Origin of the sequence: Arthrobacter sp. FB24 (genome assembly GCF_000196235.1) — a bacterium.
Lineage (GTDB): Bacteria > Actinomycetota > Actinomycetes > Actinomycetales > Micrococcaceae > Arthrobacter.
Genome location: NC_008541.1, coordinates 2,367,935 through 2,383,627, shown reverse-complemented (window position 1 = coordinate 2,383,627; position 15,693 = coordinate 2,367,935). Strand labels below are relative to the sequence as shown.

The window sequence follows — 15,693 nt, the reverse complement described above, 5'->3', positions numbered from 1 at the left end:
GCTCCTTCCGGATTACCTCCGCTGCGGGCGGCCGCAGGCATCCATTGGCCACCTCGTCCAGAGCCGGCGCGCCCCGTTAGTGGATCCCCTACAAAATAGGCCCGCGGCCGGAGACGTATCGTCGGAATTGACGGGAATCGGCCGCAGGCGTGCGGCCCCCTTCCCCGTTGCTTCGCACTTGCACTCACTGACAGGACCTCCCATGACCAAGACTGACAACGCAGTTACCGGCCAGGCTGCAGCCAGCCGTCAATCAGGCGGCAAACCGGCCCGCAACCGCTGGAATGCCACGGACCTCGGCCTTATCGCCGTCTTTGCCGCCCTCGTGGCCGGCTCTGCGCTCATTGCAGCCATTCCGGTGGGCGGACTTGGCGTCCCCATCACCCTGCAGACCCTCGCCGTGATGCTTACCGGGCTGGCGTTGGGCCCCGGTCGGGCGTTCGCCGCAGTCGGCCTTTACACCCTGCTGGGGCTGGCGGGCCTGCCGATCTTCAGCGGCGGACGGAGCGGGCTGGGGATCCTCGCCGGACCCTCCGCAGGCTACATCGTCGCCTTCCCGCTCGCAGCCCTGGTGGTCGGCTGGCTGACCACCATCGTGCTTCGCCGCACCCTGAAATACCGGGGGCTGTTCCTTTTCGCTGCGGCTATGGCCACAAGCATCGTCGTGGTCCACGGCCTGGGCGTGCTCGGAATGATGGTCAACGGCAAACTCGACCTTTCCAAGGCGTTCGTCCTTGACCTTGCCTACTACCCCGGCGACATCGTCAAGAACGTCCTGGCAGTCACCATCGCACTCGCCCTGCACAAGGCGTTCCCGGATCTCCTGATCCGCCGTCCCGGTATCCGGAACCCCGGGGCGGCCAAGGCCAGCAACTAGCATGGGCAGCATCCTGCTGGACGGCGTCAACGTCCGGGTGGCGGTGGATGGACGGCCGCAGCCCAAGACACTCCTGGATGGAATCTCGCTGAACCTGACCGAGCAGCGGATCGGCGTGATCGGAGCGAACGGGTCGGGCAAGTCCACCCTCCTGCGGCTCCTAAACGGACTGGTTGCACCGAGCAACGGAACAGTCACCGTTGACGGTGACGATACCGTGGGTGCCGTTCGTTCCGTGCGCCGCAAAGTCGGTTTTGTGTTCACGGACCCGCTCTCCCAGCTCGTGATGCCTACCGGCCGGGAAGACGTGGAACTCTCGCTGCGGCGTTCCATCCGTAAGACGCGCGAGCGTCAGGAAGCTGCGGCGGCCATCCTCAACCGTTTTGGGCTGATGGCGCTTGCCGACCAAAGCATCTATGAGCTGTCCGGCGGAGAACGGCAGCTGATGGCCCTGGCCGCTGTCCTTGCCGTTGAGCCTGCGGTATTGGTGCTGGACGAGCCGTCCACGCTGCTGGACCTTCGGAACCGCGAGCTTCTCCGCCGCACCCTCGCAGGCCTCAGCCAGCAGATCGTGATGTCCACGCACGACCTCGAGCTGGTCCGGGACATGGACCGCGTCCTGGTGGTGGAGTCCGGTCACGTGGTGTTCGACGGCGGTGCCGCCGCCGCCGTCGAACACTACAGGGACCTGGCCGCCGCCGGCCTCCCGCCGGCGGACGGCGCCCCGCCGGTCAGCGCCATGTCTACACCGCACCGTCCGGAGGACACGTGAGCGGCCACGGATTCCTGCTGGTCAACTACGTTCCCGGGACGTCCCTGGTGCACCGGGCGCCCCTCTGGCTGAAGTTCGTCCTGGTGGTTGGCTGCGGCATGGCCTCTTTCCTGGTGGTGGACTGGGTGGTTGCCGCGGCGGCGCTGGGCCTGATGTCCGCACTGTTCCTCGCCAGCGGCGCCGGCCCGGCTCGTCTGTTCAGAGCAGTCCGACCCATCCTCCCCGTGATGGCGGCCATCGGGTTGTTCCAATGGTGGCAACTGGGCGGTCCCGTGGCGGCGCGGATCGTACTCAATGTCCTGGTCTGCGTGGTGGCCGCGTCCATATTGACCGCCACCACGCCGATGCAACGGCTCCTCGACGGCGTCGTCTCCCTGGCTGTGCCGTTCCGGCGCTTTGGCGCGGATCCCGAACGCTTTGCACTGACCATCGCAATCATGCTCCGCAGTATTCCGTTCATCGCCGGAGCCTACTCCGAGGTCAGGGATTCGGCCCGCGCGCGCGGGCTCGAACGCAACCCCCGGGCACTGGTCCTGCCGGTCTTCATCACTACGGTGGCCTACGCGCGCCAGACCGGCGATGCCCTCGCCGCCCGGGGCCTGGGTGAGCCCGGCACGGCTGACGACGACGATCAGCCAAACCGCTAGGCGCTGTCGAGCCGTTCGTACCGGAAGAGGGCGGCGGTTCCCATGCCGCCCGCAATGCTGATCATGGCCAGCGCCAGCTGCCCGGCCCGGCGGCCCGGTGCAGAATTCCCCCGCGCCTGGGCGAGGAGCCTCGTCACAAGCACAGCGCCCGAGGCACCGTACGCATGGCCCAAAGCCAGCGCGCCGCCGTCGAGGTTTGCCCGATCCGGGTCGATGCCGAGGGCGTCCAGGCAGGCGAGCGTCTGAGACGCGAAGGCCTCATTGAATTCCACGAGGTCAATGTCCTCGGCCGTGACACCGCGCCGCGCCAGCAGGCGCCCGGCCGCCGCGGCGGCCCCCATGCCCAGAACGCGCGGGTCCACGCCCGCGGTATCGGTGTCCAGCACCAGGAGCCCGTCCGCCGCCCCCAGTTCCCGTGCACGCTGCAGCGAAGTAACGACGACGGCGGATGCGGCATCCGCATCGAAGCAGGAGTTCCCGGCGGTGACGGTGCCGCCCTCGGCGAAGGCGGGCGGGAACCGCGATATCAGGGCGGCCGACATGCCGGCCCGCGGACCGTCGTCGGACTCCACCGTTCCAGACGCGGCCTGCAGCGGCACCGTCTCACCGGAATAGCGTCCGGCGGCTGCGGCTGCCAGTGCCAGGCGGTGGCTGCGCAACGCAAACCGGTCCTGCCGGTCACGGCTGATACCGAATTCGGCCGCTACGTTTTCCGCGGCGCACCCCATGTCCGGGTCGCCGAAACTGAGCGGGACGAACTGGGCGCGGCGGAAAAAGGCGGGACTGCCGTCGGCGGACCTGTTCGCACGCAGCGGCGCGGTGCTGATGCTCTCCACGCCGCCCGCGAGGAAGGCGCCGTTGCCTCCGGCCGCGACGAGCCGCGACGCGAGCACAATGGCGTCCAGCCCGGACCCGCACTGCCGGTCCACGGTCACGCCGGGAACGCTGACCGGCAAACCCGCTTCGAGGGCAGCAAGGCGCGCGACGTTGCCTCCTCCCCCCACGGCGTTACCGACCACAACGTCCGAAACAGCGTTTGCCGGCAGGCCGGTGTCTGTCAGGAGGCCGCGCAAAACAGGGGCGAGTAGCTCATGCGCGCGGAGCTCCTTGAAGGCGCCATTGACCCTCCGGACAGGGGTCCGCAGGGCTGAGATGACCACCGGCTGCCGGTCCGGCGGCAACTGCTCGGGCGGCAACTCTCCTGCCCCAGGCTTAGCCAAGGCGGCGGACCCTGGTATCCCCGCGTTCAATCCAGTCCAGCAGAAGCTGCCTGCTGACTTTCCCGCGGTCCGTCACCGGCAGTTCCGTGAGGGCAAAATACTGCAGCGGCCGCTTGTCCCGGGGCAGCACATCGTCAAGCCCGGCCTTCAGCTGGACTGCCGTGATGCCGCCATGGGAAGGGACCACGCCGGCAACCACCCGCTGCCCGCGGACATCGTCTGCCATGCCTGACGCGACGGCGGCAGCAACGCCGGGGACGGAGGCGAGGGCCAGTTCCACCTCGTGCGGATAGACGTTCTTGCCGGAGGTGATGATCATGTCCGCCCGACGGCCCAGGATATGGAGCTCACCGTCCAGCAGGTAGCCCTGGTCCCCCACGGTGAACCAGCCGTCGAAGCAGCGCAGTGCCTGCCCGTCGTCGCCCCACAGGTAGCCGTTGCTGACCATACCGCTGCGGACGCAGATGTTGCCGTCCGTTCCGTCGGGAAGCAGGGCGCCGTCGTCGTCCAGGATCCGCACTTCGACGCCGGGGAACGGTTTCCCGATGCCCGTTCCGCCGGCGTCCAGCGGCGCTCCGGAGCGCAGGCCGGCGCCCGAAACGAAGCTTAGTTCGGAGGCACCGTAATACTCGAAGATGGTGGCCCTGGGTGCCCAGCGGCGGGCGGCCTCCAGGGTGCGGGCATCCAGCTTGGACCCGGCGCAGATGATGGACGTGACGCCGGAAGCGTCCACGCAGCCGGCCAGGCCGCGCTCACTGAGCAACCGGAGCATGGTGGGGACCAGGACAAGCCGTGTGATGCCGTCATGCGTGATGGCGGCGTGCACGTCGCCGACGTCGAACGTTTCCAGGGTGTGGAACTCGGAGCCGGCATACAGGCACTCGGACAGCGCGTACAGGTTGAGGCTGGCCGCCAGCGGCCCCGGGGCGAGCGTCTTGTCCTGCGGGGTCAGTCCGAAGAACTCAATGGACGCGTCGAAGGAAAGCTGCCAGGAACGCCGGGACCTCGTGAACGCCTTGGGCACAGACGTGGTGCCGGAGGTCAGTCCGATCAGGAAGGGGGATTCCGGGGTGCCGTCGCGGAGCTCATCGGAAGCAGGCCGGCCGGATACGGCAGCGGCGCCGGTGTGCAGCCGGGCCGCTATGTCGGCTTTGAGCTGCGCGGGCCAGGTGGGGTCGAGGACGGCACACTGCCGGTCGCCGGCAACCGCGGCGGCATAGGACACAGCGAAATCCACGGAATTGGGCTCGGCCAGCACGGTTACCGGTCCGATTTCCGCGGCCCGGGCTGCGGCAGCGTCCCGCAGCGCGGCCCAGCTGAGGTGCCGGCCCGCCACGACGACGGCGGTGTCGTCGGGGCGGTCATCGGCCCAGCGTTGGAGTCTGTTGAGGAAAGGCATCGGATCAACTTTACCGGCGTCCACAGGTTCAGGCAGGGCCGCTACGGCTATTGTGACTTTATGAGTTTCAATGACAACGTTCAGCTGGATCCGTCGCAGGTCCAGGACCGGCGCGGGATGGGCCGCGGGACCAAGATCGGCGGCGGCATCGGCGGCGGAATCATCCTCCTGCTTGCCGCCCTGTTTGGGGTCAACCCGCAACTGCTGGAAGGCCTGACTGGCACGGTCCAGGAACCGCAGAGCACGGGTAGCGCGCCTGCCTGCCAGACGGGCGCCGACGCTGATGCCCGGCTCGACTGCCGCATCACCGGAACGGTGAACAGCCTTAATGCGTTCTGGCCGGCCTACCTCGCCCAGTACAACACGGAGTATCCGCGTCCCACCACCGTGATCTTCAGCCAGGCCACCAATACCGGCTGCGGCGGGGCAACCTCCGAGGTGGGTCCGTTCTATTGCCCGGCCGACACCACCGCCTACTTCGATCCCGGCTTCTTCCAGGACCTGGTGGACCGGTTCGGATCTTCAGGCGGGCCGCTGGCCCAGGAATACGTCGTGGCGCACGAGTTCGGCCACCATGTCCAGAACATCATGGGCAACCTTGACCGCGCCCAGCAGGATCCGCAGGGCCCCGAATCCGGTGCCGTCCGCGTTGAACTGCAGGCGGACTGCTACGCCGGACTCTGGGTCCGGTACGCCACAACGCAGAAGGACCCCAACACCGGCCAGCCGTTCCTTGAGCCGCTCACCCAGCAGGACCTGAACGATGCACTTTCCGCGGCATCCGCCGTTGGTGACGACCGCATCCAAAAAGCGGCAACCGGCCGGGTCTCCCCTGAGGCCTGGACACACGGCTCCAGCGCCCAGCGGCAGAAATGGTTCTACCAGGGCTACCAGACCGGCGACATCAACAAGTGCGATACCTTTAGCGCCGCCACGCTCTAGCAGGCTGGACGCTTCGGCTGAACGGAAACAGCACGACGGCGGCCGGTGACCTTCCCCAAGGAAGGTCACCGGCCGCCGTCGTATGTTAACCGGTGGCTAGATATTGAAGCCCAGCGCACGCATCTGGTCGCGTCCGTCTTCGGTGATCCGCTCCGGACCCCATGGCGGCATCCACACCCAGTTCAGCCGCCAATCGTCCACGACGCCGTCGAGGGCCTTACCGACCTGCTCCTCAATGACGTCCGTGAGCGGGCAGGCCGCCGTGGTGAGCGTCATGTCGATCAGGAGGGCGCCGTCGTCGTCCGAGTACTTCAGGCCGTACAGCAGCCCGAGGTCAACGATGTTGACGCCCAGCTCGGGGTCGATGACGTCCTTCAGTGCCTCTTCGACATCTTCGAGGCCCGTTCGGGCCGCTTTGATTTCGGTCATGGCGTTGTCCTAACTAGCCCTGGACTGCAGCGTCGGCTGCAGCGATGGTGGCTGCGCCCGCACCCTTGGCGTAACGATCGTAGCCTTCTTCTTCGAGGCGGTCGGCAAGTTCCGGGCCGCCCTCTTCGACAACCTGGCCGTCGACGAAGACGTGGACGAACTCAGGCTTGATGTAGCGCAGGATCCGCGTGTAGTGCGTGATGAGCAGCGTGCCCATGTTGCCTTCGGCGTGGGCGCGGTTGACGCCTTCGGAAACGACCTTCAAGGCGTCGACGTCCAGGCCGGAGTCGGTTTCGTCCAGGACGGCGAACTTCGGCTTGAAGAGTTCCAGCTGGAGGATCTCCACGCGCTTCTTCTCGCCGCCGGAGAAGCCTTCGTTGACGTTGCGCTGCGTGAAGTCGGCGTCGATGCGCAGCTTCTGCATGGCAGCCTTGACGTCCTTGGTCCAGGTACGCAGCTTGGGAGCCTCGCCGTCGATGGCGGTCTTGGCGGTCCGCAGGAAGTTGGTCATGCTGACGCCGGGGACCTCCACCGGGTACTGCATGGCCAGGAACAGGCCGGCGCGGGCGCGCTCGTCCACGGTCATGGCCAGGACATCTTCGCCGTCCAGCGTGATGGTGCCGCTGGTGACGTTGTAGCGCGGGTGGCCGGCAATGGTCGACGCCAGCGTGGACTTGCCCGAGCCGTTGGGGCCCATGATGGCGTGGGTTTCGCCGGTCCTGATGGTCAGGCTGACGCCCTTCAGGATCTCCTTGGTGCCCTGCTCCGTCTCAATGCTGACGTGCAGGTCCTTGATCTCAAGAGTTGACATGCTCTTCTTTCTTTCGTTCGTAAGTCTTGTGAAGCCGGGCGCTCAGTAGTTGTTGACCGTGGCGCCGTTCAGAACATTGGTCACATCCACGTAGACGTCGTCACCGTGAAGCTCGACGGCGAAGACCGGTACGGGATCGTAGGCAGGAAGCTGAAGGGGCTGGCCGTTGCGCAGATCGAACTGCGAACCGTGGCCCCAGCACTCGATCGCACAGCCTTCCACTTCGCCTTCGGACAGCGAAATGTCCGCATGCGAGCACGTGTCTCCGATGGCGTGGATTTCGCCCATCGAATCCTTGACGATGGCCACCGGGTAGCCATCAATCAGGATCCGCAGCGCCTGTTTCACCTGGATGTCGTTGGTGTTGCATACCAGCTCACCCTTGGGTTGTTCACTCATGCGTTCCTGCCTGCCTGTTTCAGTTCTCGCTCGCGGCGAGCTCGCGCTCAACGGCGTCAGTCAGGCGCTCTTCGAGTGCCGGAACCTTGATCTTCTGGATGATCTCGTTGAGGAAGCCGCGAACAACCAGGCGGCGGGCAACATCTTCGGGGATGCCGCGGGCCATGAGGTAGAACAAGTGCTCGTCGTCGAAACGCCCGGTGGAGCTGGCATGGCCGGCACCCTCGATAAGGCCCGTTTCGATCTCAAGATTAGGAACAGAGTCGGCACGGCAGCCGTCCGTCAGAACCAGGTTCTGGTTCTTCTCGTAGGAGTCGGTACCCACGGCCTGCTTCTGGATCAGGACGTCGCCCACCCAGACAGTGTGTGCGTCCTTGCCCTGCAGGGCGCCCTTGTAAAGCACGTTGGACTTGCAGTTGGGCACGTTGTGGTCAACGAAGGAGCGGTGCTCCAGGTGCTGGCCCGCGTCGGCGAAGTAGAGGCCCAGCAGCTCGGCCTCGGCACCCTCGCCCGAGAAGCGCACATTGGAGTTCAGGCGCACGACGGAGCCGCCCAGGGAAACGGCGATGTGCTTGTACACAGCGTCCTTGCCCACCTGTGCGTCGTGCTGGGCCAGATGCCTGGCGTCGTCTTCCCAGAGCTGCACCGAGATCACGGTGAGGTGCGCGCCCTCGCCGACGATGACTTCCAGGTTGCCGTTGTGGTCGGCGGCACCGGTGTGCTCCAGGATCACAACGCTGCGCGAGTTGGCGCCTGCCTCCAGCACATAGTGTGCGTTGGAGCGGCGGCCCGCGGCTGCGCCGTGGACCAGGATCCGCAGCGGCTCGGCCGGCTCGGCTTCCGCCGGGATCACCACGTGCAGTGCCTCGTCCGTGTTGGCGGACGCGACGGCGGCGGCCCGGTCAGCCGGGACCAGGACGGTTCCGCGGGGCGCGGCTCCGGGAGCCAGCGTGCCGCGGACGTAGCCCTCCGGCGCTTCGACCGTGAAGTCGGCGGCCGGCACGGGTTCGAGGTCCGTTGCGGTGTCGGAGAGAAGGTTGGCCAGGGCACGGACGGGGCTGAAGCGCCACTCCTCCTCGCGGCCCGTGGGCAGCGGGAAGTCGGCAACGTTGAAGCTCGTCAGGCGCTCGGCGCGGGAGGACATCACGGTAACGCCGTGATTGTGGCTATGGTCCACCTTGGCGGCGACCAGCCCCTCCCCCTCCTCGGTGAAGCCTGCGATGGAAGGCGCTCCGATGCGGGCCTTTTCAGTAGTAATTTCGGCAGTCATTAACCGACGGATCCTTCCATCTGGAGTTCAATGAGGCGGTTCAGCTCGAGGGCGTATTCCATCGGCAGCTCACGGGCAATCGGCTCGATGAAGCCGCGAACGATCATCGCCATGGCCTCGTCTTCGCGCATGCCGCGTGACATCAGGTAGAAGAGCTGCTCTTCGGAAACGCGCGAGACGGTTGCCTCGTGACCCAGCTGCACGTCATCTTCACGGATGTCGATGTACGGGTAGGTGTCCGACCGGCTGATCGTGTCGACGAGCAGGGCGTCACAGCGCACGGTGTTGGCCGAGTGCTTGGCGCCTTCGCGGACCTGGACCAGGCCGCGGTAAGCGGCACGGCCGCCGCCGCGGGCCACGGACTTGGAGACGATGGAGCTCTTGGTGTTCGGTGCGATGTGCACCATCTTCGAGCCCGTGTCCTGGTGCTGGCCTTCGCCGGCGAACGCGATCGAAAGAGTTTCACCCTTGGCGTGCTCGCCCACGAGGTAGACAGCCGGGTACTTCATGGTGACCTTGGACCCGATGTTGCCATCGATCCATTCCATGGTGGCGCCCTCTTCGCAGATGGCGCGCTTGGTGACCAGGTTGTACACGTTGTTGGACCAGTTCTGGATGGTCGTGTAACGGACGCGGGCGCCCTTCTTCACGATGATTTCCACAACGGCGGAGTGCAGCGAATCCGAGGTGTAGATCGGCGCCGTGCAGCCTTCGATGTAGTGGACGTAGGAGTCCTCGTCGGCGATGATCAGCGTCCGCTCGAACTGACCCATGTTTTCCGTGTTGATGCGGAAGTAGGCCTGCAGCGGGATGTCCACATGGACACCCTTGGGAACGTAGACAAAGGACCCGCCGGACCATACAGCCGTGTTGAGCGACGCGAACTTGTTGTCGCCCACGGGGATGATGGTGCCGAAGTACTCCTGGAAGATCTCCGGGTGCTCACGCAGGGCGGTGTCCGTGTCCAGGAAGATGACGCCCTGGGCTTCGAGGTCCTCGCGGATCTGGTGGTACACAACTTCGGATTCGTACTGCGCCGCCACGCCTGAAACCAGGCGGCTGCGCTCGGCTTCCGGGATGCCCAGCTTCTCGTACGTGTTCCGGATGTCCTCGGGCAGGTCCTCCCACGTGGCGGCCTGCTTCTCGGTGGAGCGCACGAAGTACTTGATGTTGTCGAAGTCAATGCCGGAGAGGTCTGCACCCCAGGTGGGCATGGGCTTGCGGTCGAAGTACTTCAGGCCCTTCAGGCGGAGGTCCAGCATCCACTCCGGCTCGTTCTTCTTCGCCGAAATGTCCCGGACAACTTCGTCGTTGATGCCACGACGTGCGTTGGCTCCGACATCGTTCTTGTCGGCCCAGCCGTACTCGTAGGTGCCGATACCGTGGAGCTCGGGGTTCTTCTCCAGAATCTCCGAAATCACAGTAGTTTCAGCAACCTTATTCTCTGATAGTTGGTCCGTCATCACGGCCTTTCTTGCAGATGGTTGGATACTTCGCCCAGGCTGTCCGTGGTGTGTCCGGGACCCGCGGGCCCCTTGGCGGCCGGACGGCCTGTAGGTATATGGGTAGTGCAGACGTGTCCGCCCCGTGCGAGGGTGGACAGCCTGCGCACGTCAACGCCGACGAGCCGGGAAAAGACTTCGGTCTCGACATCGCAGAACACGGGGAACTTGGTGGCCAGCTGCTGGATGGGGCAGTGGCCCTGGCACAGCTGGACGCTGGAAAGCGCGGCAGGCAGTGGTGCTTTGGCTTCGATGGAGGCGGCGGAGGCCACAAACCCGTCACGGCTCAACGCTGCGGACAGCGCCCGCGCCCGTGCAGTGATGTCCGTCCCTGCGGCTTCGATCTCCGGCGCATAGCGGCGCTCCATGTCGGAAAAACGTTCGACGGCGAACTCGCGGACGGCGTCGGGGCCGGCGATCTCGCCCAGCCGCTGGAGGGCCTGGCCTGCAATGTCGAGGTAGTCGTCGCCCAGGCTGGACTGGCCCTGGGAGCTGAGGACGTAGCGCCGGGCGGGGCGTCCCGCTCCGGCGCCCGCTTTCGCTACACGCTTGACTTCAATCACGCCGCTGCGTGAGAGGTGGTCAAGGTGGCGTCGCACGGCCGCCGGAGTGAAGCCGAGCAGGTCGCCGAGCTCGGCAGCGCTGACGGGCCCGTGCTCCAGCACGGCATTCAGTACACGGTCACGAGTGCGTTCTTCGGAGTCCGCCGGCAACGTGTGCGGCGCCGGCGCCGGGCTTGTTGCAGGCGCAGACGTTCCGGGCCGGAACGAGCCGGCGGCGCCGTCGGGCGCAGCTTGCCCGGTCCGGGGCGCAGAAAGTCGAGTGCTCATGGAATACACAACACAATCATGTCGTAATTTACTCCCCCGTACCAGTAAGGCGAGGCTGACCTCGGTCACATCCGGTCGGGTGGCGTGCCTACTACATCCCGTAGAATGCTTTGGTGCGATCTCCCGATTCTCCCGTCCTGTCCATTACGGGACTCATTAAGGACGTTGGCCCGCTGGCCTCCCTTGACGGCAAAATGCTGCGGGTGGTCAGCGGCGTATCCCTCACCGCCGAACGCGGACAGGTCACTGCCCTGCTGGGAGCCAACGGCGCCGGTAAAACGACCACCATCGAATGCGCCCAGGGTTTGCAGCGGCGGTCCGGCGGTGCGGTCTCCCTGCTGGGCCAGGATCCGGACACGTCGGGGGCGTCCCTCCGTTCCCGCGTTGGCGTGATGCTGCAGGACGGCGGGTTGCCGCCGTCGGCCCGTCCCATCCCACTGCTGAAGCATATCGCCGGAATGTACCAGGATCCATGGCCGGTGGATGAGTTGATCGGACGCCTTGGCATTGACACTTTCAGCCGCACCACAGTCCGGCGCCTCTCGGGCGGCCAGCGGCAGCGGCTGGCCCTCGCGGCTGCCCTGGTGGGAAACCCCGAGGTCCTCTTCCTCGACGAGCCGAGCGCGGGGCTGGATCCGCAGTCGCGCCAGCTTGTTTTCCAGCTCATTTCCGAACTGCGGGACGCCGGCATGGGAATCGTCCTGACGACGCACCTCATGGATGATGCACAGCGGCTGGCCGACTACGTGTACATCATTGATGCGGGCCGGAACGTCGCGGAAGGTACGGTGGCCCAGCTGCTGCAGCGGAACGTCGGTGCCGACGCCGCCCAGGAACATGTCCGGACGCTTCTCTTCGAGGCACGGCCCGGACTCGACTTCACGGGCGTGCTGCCTGCCGCCGTAGACGTCCGCGAGACCCGCGCCGGGAGCTATGCCGCCACCGGCGCGCTGACGCCGGACGACCTGGCCGCACTGACAGCCTGGTGGGCCGCGCGCGGCATCATGCCGGGTTCCATGAGCCTGGAGGCCCGGAGCCTTGAAGACGTATTTTTGGACATTTCGGGAAGGGAGATCCGATGAGCCGGGTTCTCGGCAGCGCTCCTGCCCCGCTGCTTCGCCGCATTCTGCTCCAAGGCAGGTACGAAGCGCTCACGATGCTCCGGAACGGCGAGCAGCTCATCCTGGCAATTGTGCTGCCACTGCTGGCATTGGTGGGCCTGACCGTCACCCCGCTATTGGACGGCCTGGGCGGCAGCCGGGTTGACGTGGCCGTGCCGGGCATCCTCGCCCTGTGCGCCATGTCCACCGCCTTCACCGGACAGGGCATCTCCACCGGCTTCGACCGCCGTTACGGGGTGCTGCGGTTCCTGTCCACCACTCCCCTGGGCCGCACCGGCCTGATCGCAGGAAAGATCCTGGCCGTACTGGCCGTACTGATCCTTCAGGTACTGGTGGTGGGCATGGTCGCTTTCCTGCTCGGCTGGCAGCCCACGACGGCGGGCTGGGTTCCGGCGGTGGTACTGCTGGTTCTGGGGGCGGCAGCTTTCACGGCCCTGGGGCTTCTGGTCGCAGGCACGGTCCGGCCGGAGGCAACCCTGGCCATCACCAACCTTTTGTGGATCCTCCTCGGAGCCCTGGGCGGCATCGTGCTGCCTGCCGAGCGGCTGCCCGGCCCGGCCCGGGACATCGTCCACCTCCTGCCCTCCGGGGCTTTGGGCGAGGCGCTTCGGGATGCCTTCCTCGCAGGCAGCTTCAATGGCGGAGCCACCCTAATCCTGCTGCTCTGGACGGTAATCGCCGGCGCAGCGGCCATCCGTTGGTTCAAGTGGAATTGAGAAAAACGTGAGCACGGCATCGCGCTTCCCCCAGATACTCGGACGCATGACGTCCAAGCTGCCAGTCACGGTGGACTCGACCGTCCGCAGGCTGGCCGTCCTCTCACTCATCGGACAGACGGTGCTCGTGGTGACCGGCGGCGCGGTCCGCCTCACTGCGTCCGGGCTGGGCTGCCCCACCTGGCCGCGCTGTACTGATGCGTCCCTGGTCAACACTCCGGAAATGGGCATCCACGGTTTCATCGAATTCGGCAACCGGCTCCTGACGTTCGCGCTGGCGGCGATTGCGGTGCTCATGCTGGTGTATTTGTGGAACCTCCGCAAAGAGCGCAGGGACCTCTTCCTGCTCGCCTTGGGCCTGCTGGCAAGCATCCCGGCCCAGGCCGTCATCGGCGGCATCACGGTGCTCACCCAGCTCAACCCGTGGGTCGTGGGTCTCCACTTCCTGGTCTCGATGGCCCTCGTTGTTATCGCGACGCTGCTGGTCAACAGGGCCTACGGGCGTACGGGACGGTTCCCCGCCGTCGCACTTCCTGCCCTTCCCGGAGCCGCCCGGCCGGTGATGGCCGCCGTCGCGCTCTTTTCCGGCGTCGCAGTGATGCTTGGAGTGGTGGTTACCGGAGCGGGGCCGCACGCAGGTGACGCCGACGCGCCCCGGAACGACCTGGACTGGGACCTCTTCTCCCACATCCACGCCGTGCCCGCCTACCTTGTGACCGCCGGTGCGCTCTTCGGTGTATATCTCGTATTCCGAGACCGGATCACGGGGCCGTTCCGCACGGCTGTCCTGTTGCTGCTGGGAGTCACGGTGCTGCAGGCGGTTATTGGCTTCACGCAGTACTACAACGGCATTCCCGCACTACTGGTAGGCGCCCACATGCTCGGTGCGGCGCTCCTCATGAGCGCCGCCACGAACGCGGCGGACCTCGCACGGTTCAGCCCGGTTAAATAGGGCTTACCGGCCGATAGTACTGCCGGACCCCGTAGGGCAGCGCCGTTCGGTCAGTCGGCTCGAGCACCCCTGACCCCCCAAGGTCCGGGGTGCTTTACTTTGCACGGCCGACGCTCTCTCACATCCTGTGGGTTTTCCGCCGACGCTCTCTCACATCCTGCGGGTTTTTCACCGACGCTCTCTTACATCCTGCGGGTTTTTCACCGACGCTCTCTCAGATCCTGTGGGTTTTTCACCGACGCTCTCTCAGATCCTGTGGGTTTTTCACCGACGCTCTCTCAGATCTGCGGGTTTTCCGCCGACGCTCTCTCAGATCCTGGGGCCCCAAAAGGAAACGCTCCTTCACGGGTGTGAACTGGTCCCGGAAAGTCGGAACTGAATTTCTCAGTACAACTTCCGGGAACCAGGTCAGTATGAAGGAGCGTTTCAGGAAAAGCTGCCAAAGCTGAGAGAGCGTCCGGGTTTAAGCAGCAGGGAGTGAGAGAGCGTCTAGCCCATGATGGCTGAACCGACAAAGGGGTCGACGGCCAGCGCAATGAAGAGCAGGGTCAGGTAGCTGATGGAACCGTGGAAGACCTTCATGGCGCCCTTGTTGGAGACGTCGCCGCCCTGGGCACGGTTGTAGAGCGCGTGCGATTCATAGAGGAACCAGGCACCCGCGACGACGGCGGTTACCGTGTAAACCCAGCCGGCCCCGCCGGCGGGGATCAGCAGCAGCGAGCAGGCAACCATGGCCCACGCGTACAGGACGACCTGGACCGAGACAACCTTTGCGCCGGCGATTGCCCCGAGCATCGGCACGTTGGCGTTGCGGTAGTCCTCGCCGTAGCGCATGGATAGCGGCCAGTAGTGCGGCGGGGTCCACAGGAAAATCACCATGAACAGGACGATGGCGGGCCACTCCACAGTGTCGGTCACGGCGGCCCAGGCGATCAGCACCGGGAAGCATCCGGCCGCTCCGCCCCAGACGATGTTCTGGGCCGTGCGGCGTTTAAGGATCATGGTGTAAATGACTACGTAGAAAACGATGGCGCCGAGGCCAAGCCAGGCCGAGAGGGGGTTGGCGCCGAACCAGAGGATAGCGATGGCGGCTGCACCCAGCAACCAGGAAAACACCAGTGCCTCGCGCGGAGTCACTTCACCGGTTACCAGGGGGCGGTTCTCGGTCCGGTGCATCAACTTGTCGATGTCGCGGTCGATGTAGCAATTGAAGGCACCGGCGCTGCCGGCAGCGAACGCTCCGCCCACGAGCGTGGCCAGGATCAGTCCGAAGGAGGGGAATCCGCGTTCGGCGTAGATCATGGTGGGCAGTGTGCTCACAAGCAGGAGCTCGATGACCCGCGGTTTCGTGAGGGCAAGGTACGCCTTGGCTTTGCGGGCTATCCCGATCTTACCGGGGAGCCGGGAGGCGTTCAGCGGCGTATCTGTTGTGCTCACGGTGGCAGTCACTCTGTTCTGTCTGGCTGTTCAGTCCGGCTGGTTCTCGCAGCGGCGGCGGCCCAAAAGGGCCCGCTCCCTCCGGCGGTGGCCTCCGAATATCATACCGTGGCTCTCCGGCGCCCAAAGCCTCCATGATTCCGACAGGTTAACCGATCCTCACGGCAACTGCGCGGCGTGGTGATTCATATAAGGAAAATTCAGTCCACTTAGTGAGATACACGCTGACCAGCCCTTGGAATGGGGCTAAGCTGTCTGCAGATCAGCACGCAAGGAATGCCAAAGGAATGCGCATTCCCGGAATCTCGAACGCGACTGAATGAAGATCAACGTTTCAATGGTGAACGGCTGGTACTAACCGCAGCGGGC

16 protein-coding genes are annotated in these 15,693 nt (G+C 65.6%); 7 read left to right on the top strand and 9 right to left on the bottom strand.

Translation table 11 applies throughout. The annotated features are described in order from the left end of the window. Positions 1-202: 202 nt before the first annotated feature. From ARTH_RS10680 to ARTH_RS10670, 3 genes are read left to right on the top strand one after another with little or no spacing between them, the layout of a single operon-like run. Complete coding sequence (locus tag ARTH_RS10680; protein ID WP_011691959.1) at positions 203-877, top strand: biotin transporter BioY; 675 nt, start codon at positions 203-205, stop codon at positions 875-877. A 1-nt stretch (position 878) separates the two neighbouring features. Then, the gene (locus tag ARTH_RS10675) at positions 879-1,649 is read left to right on the top strand and encodes an energy-coupling factor ABC transporter ATP-binding protein (RefSeq protein ID WP_011691958.1); all 771 of its coding nucleotides are present in this window, start codon (positions 879-881) and stop codon (positions 1,647-1,649) included. Next, entirely contained in the window at positions 1,646-2,296 is a 651-nt protein-coding gene (locus ARTH_RS10670) for an energy-coupling factor transporter transmembrane component T family protein (protein WP_011691957.1), read from the top strand. The genes ARTH_RS10675 and ARTH_RS10670 overlap by 4 nt, the downstream gene beginning before the upstream one ends. On the opposite strand, the gene ARTH_RS10665 is transcribed toward ARTH_RS10670, so the two are convergent. Together ARTH_RS10665 and ARTH_RS10660 are read right to left on the bottom strand one after the other, a co-directional pair. After that, positions 2,293-3,516, bottom strand: a complete 1,224-nt coding sequence (locus ARTH_RS10665) for a thiolase family protein (RefSeq protein ID WP_232223508.1) — start codon at positions 3,514-3,516, stop codon at positions 2,293-2,295. The two genes, ARTH_RS10670 and ARTH_RS10665, sit on opposite strands and share 4 nt — an antisense overlap. After that, positions 3,509-4,915 (bottom strand): class I adenylate-forming enzyme family protein, encoded by a 1,407-nt coding sequence (locus ARTH_RS10660; RefSeq protein WP_011691955.1) that lies wholly within the window; start codon positions 4,913-4,915, stop codon positions 3,509-3,511. Before ARTH_RS10660 ends, ARTH_RS10665 begins: the two co-directional genes overlap by 8 nt. Positions 4,916-4,975: 60 nt before the next feature. Between ARTH_RS10660 and ypfJ the strand changes: the two genes are divergently transcribed. Further along, entirely contained in the window at positions 4,976-5,857 is an 882-nt protein-coding gene (ypfJ, locus tag ARTH_RS10655; RefSeq protein ID WP_011691954.1) for a KPN_02809 family neutral zinc metallopeptidase, read from the top strand. Between the two features lie 96 nt (positions 5,858-5,953). On the opposite strand, the gene ARTH_RS10650 is transcribed toward ypfJ, so the two are convergent. From ARTH_RS10650 to ARTH_RS10625, 6 genes are read right to left on the bottom strand one after another with little or no spacing between them, the layout of a single operon-like run. After that, complete coding sequence (locus ARTH_RS10650) at positions 5,954-6,286, bottom strand: metal-sulfur cluster assembly factor (RefSeq protein ID WP_011691953.1); 333 nt, start codon at positions 6,284-6,286, stop codon at positions 5,954-5,956. A gap of 13 nt (positions 6,287-6,299) precedes the next feature. Beyond that, positions 6,300-7,097 (bottom strand): Fe-S cluster assembly ATPase SufC, encoded by a 798-nt coding sequence (sufC, locus tag ARTH_RS10645; RefSeq protein ID WP_011691952.1) that lies wholly within the window; start codon positions 7,095-7,097, stop codon positions 6,300-6,302. Between the two features lie 42 nt (positions 7,098-7,139). Continuing rightward, positions 7,140-7,496, bottom strand: coding sequence for a non-heme iron oxygenase ferredoxin subunit (locus ARTH_RS10640; RefSeq protein ID WP_011691951.1), 357 nt, complete (start codon positions 7,494-7,496; stop codon positions 7,140-7,142). Between the two features lie 19 nt (positions 7,497-7,515). Continuing rightward, positions 7,516-8,766, bottom strand: coding sequence for a Fe-S cluster assembly protein SufD (gene sufD / locus ARTH_RS10635; protein WP_011691950.1), 1,251 nt, complete (start codon positions 8,764-8,766; stop codon positions 7,516-7,518). After that, the gene (gene sufB, locus ARTH_RS10630; protein WP_011691949.1) at positions 8,766-10,229 is read right to left on the bottom strand and encodes a Fe-S cluster assembly protein SufB; all 1,464 of its coding nucleotides are present in this window, start codon (positions 10,227-10,229) and stop codon (positions 8,766-8,768) included. Before sufB ends, sufD begins: the two co-directional genes overlap by 1 nt. Next, on the bottom strand, positions 10,229-11,098 hold the full coding sequence (locus ARTH_RS10625) for a helix-turn-helix transcriptional regulator (RefSeq protein WP_011691948.1): 870 nt from the start codon (positions 11,096-11,098) through the stop codon (positions 10,229-10,231). Before ARTH_RS10625 ends, sufB begins: the two co-directional genes overlap by 1 nt. Before the next feature lie 113 nt (positions 11,099-11,211). Here ARTH_RS10625 and ARTH_RS10620 point away from each other — a divergent pair, with 113 nt between their 5' ends. The 3 genes from ARTH_RS10620 to ARTH_RS10610 are packed head-to-tail and all read left to right on the top strand — an operon-like array spanning position 11,212 to position 13,887. Next, the gene (locus tag ARTH_RS10620; RefSeq protein WP_011691947.1) at positions 11,212-12,180 is read left to right on the top strand and encodes an ABC transporter ATP-binding protein; all 969 of its coding nucleotides are present in this window, start codon (positions 11,212-11,214) and stop codon (positions 12,178-12,180) included. Further along, complete coding sequence (locus tag ARTH_RS10615) at positions 12,177-12,935, top strand: ABC transporter permease (protein WP_011691946.1); 759 nt, start codon at positions 12,177-12,179, stop codon at positions 12,933-12,935. The genes ARTH_RS10620 and ARTH_RS10615 overlap by 4 nt, the downstream gene beginning before the upstream one ends. 7 nt (positions 12,936-12,942) lie before the next feature. Beyond that, complete coding sequence (locus ARTH_RS10610) at positions 12,943-13,887, top strand: COX15/CtaA family protein (protein ID WP_043429759.1); 945 nt, start codon at positions 12,943-12,945, stop codon at positions 13,885-13,887. Positions 13,888-14,376: 489 nt separating this feature from the next. Here the strand turns inward: ARTH_RS10610 and ARTH_RS10605 are convergent, their stop codons facing one another. After that, a complete protein-coding gene (locus tag ARTH_RS10605; protein WP_043429757.1) occupies positions 14,377-15,336 on the bottom strand; it encodes a heme o synthase in 960 nt (319 codons plus the stop codon). Between the last annotated feature and the right edge of the window lie 357 nt (positions 15,337-15,693).

What these genes read in the sequence shown, in the direction of transcription:
- ARTH_RS10680 (WP_011691959.1), top strand. Translation starts at nt 203, where the DNA reads ATGACCAAGACTGACAACGCAGTTACCGGCCAGGCTGCAGCCAGCCGT.
- ARTH_RS10675 (WP_011691958.1), top strand. Translation starts at nt 879, where the DNA reads ATGGGCAGCATCCTGCTGGACGGCGTCAACGTCCGGGTGGCGGTGGAT.
- ARTH_RS10660 (WP_011691955.1), bottom strand. Translation starts at nt 4,915, where the DNA reads ATGCCTTTCCTCAACAGACTCCAACGCTGGGCCGATGACCGCCCCGAC.
- ypfJ (WP_011691954.1), top strand. Translation starts at nt 4,976, where the DNA reads ATGAGTTTCAATGACAACGTTCAGCTGGATCCGTCGCAGGTCCAGGAC.
- ARTH_RS10650 (WP_011691953.1), bottom strand. Translation starts at nt 6,286, where the DNA reads ATGACCGAAATCAAAGCGGCCCGAACGGGCCTCGAAGATGTCGAAGAG.
- sufC (WP_011691952.1), bottom strand. Translation starts at nt 7,097, where the DNA reads ATGTCAACTCTTGAGATCAAGGACCTGCACGTCAGCATTGAGACGGAG.
- ARTH_RS10640 (WP_011691951.1), bottom strand. Translation starts at nt 7,496, where the DNA reads ATGAGTGAACAACCCAAGGGTGAGCTGGTATGCAACACCAACGACATC.
- sufD (WP_011691950.1), bottom strand. Translation starts at nt 8,766, where the DNA reads ATGACTGCCGAAATTACTACTGAAAAGGCCCGCATCGGAGCGCCTTCC.
- sufB (WP_011691949.1), bottom strand. Translation starts at nt 10,229, where the DNA reads ATGACGGACCAACTATCAGAGAATAAGGTTGCTGAAACTACTGTGATT.
- ARTH_RS10625 (WP_011691948.1), bottom strand. Translation starts at nt 11,098, where the DNA reads ATGAGCACTCGACTTTCTGCGCCCCGGACCGGGCAAGCTGCGCCCGAC.
- ARTH_RS10615 (WP_011691946.1), top strand. Translation starts at nt 12,177, where the DNA reads ATGAGCCGGGTTCTCGGCAGCGCTCCTGCCCCGCTGCTTCGCCGCATT.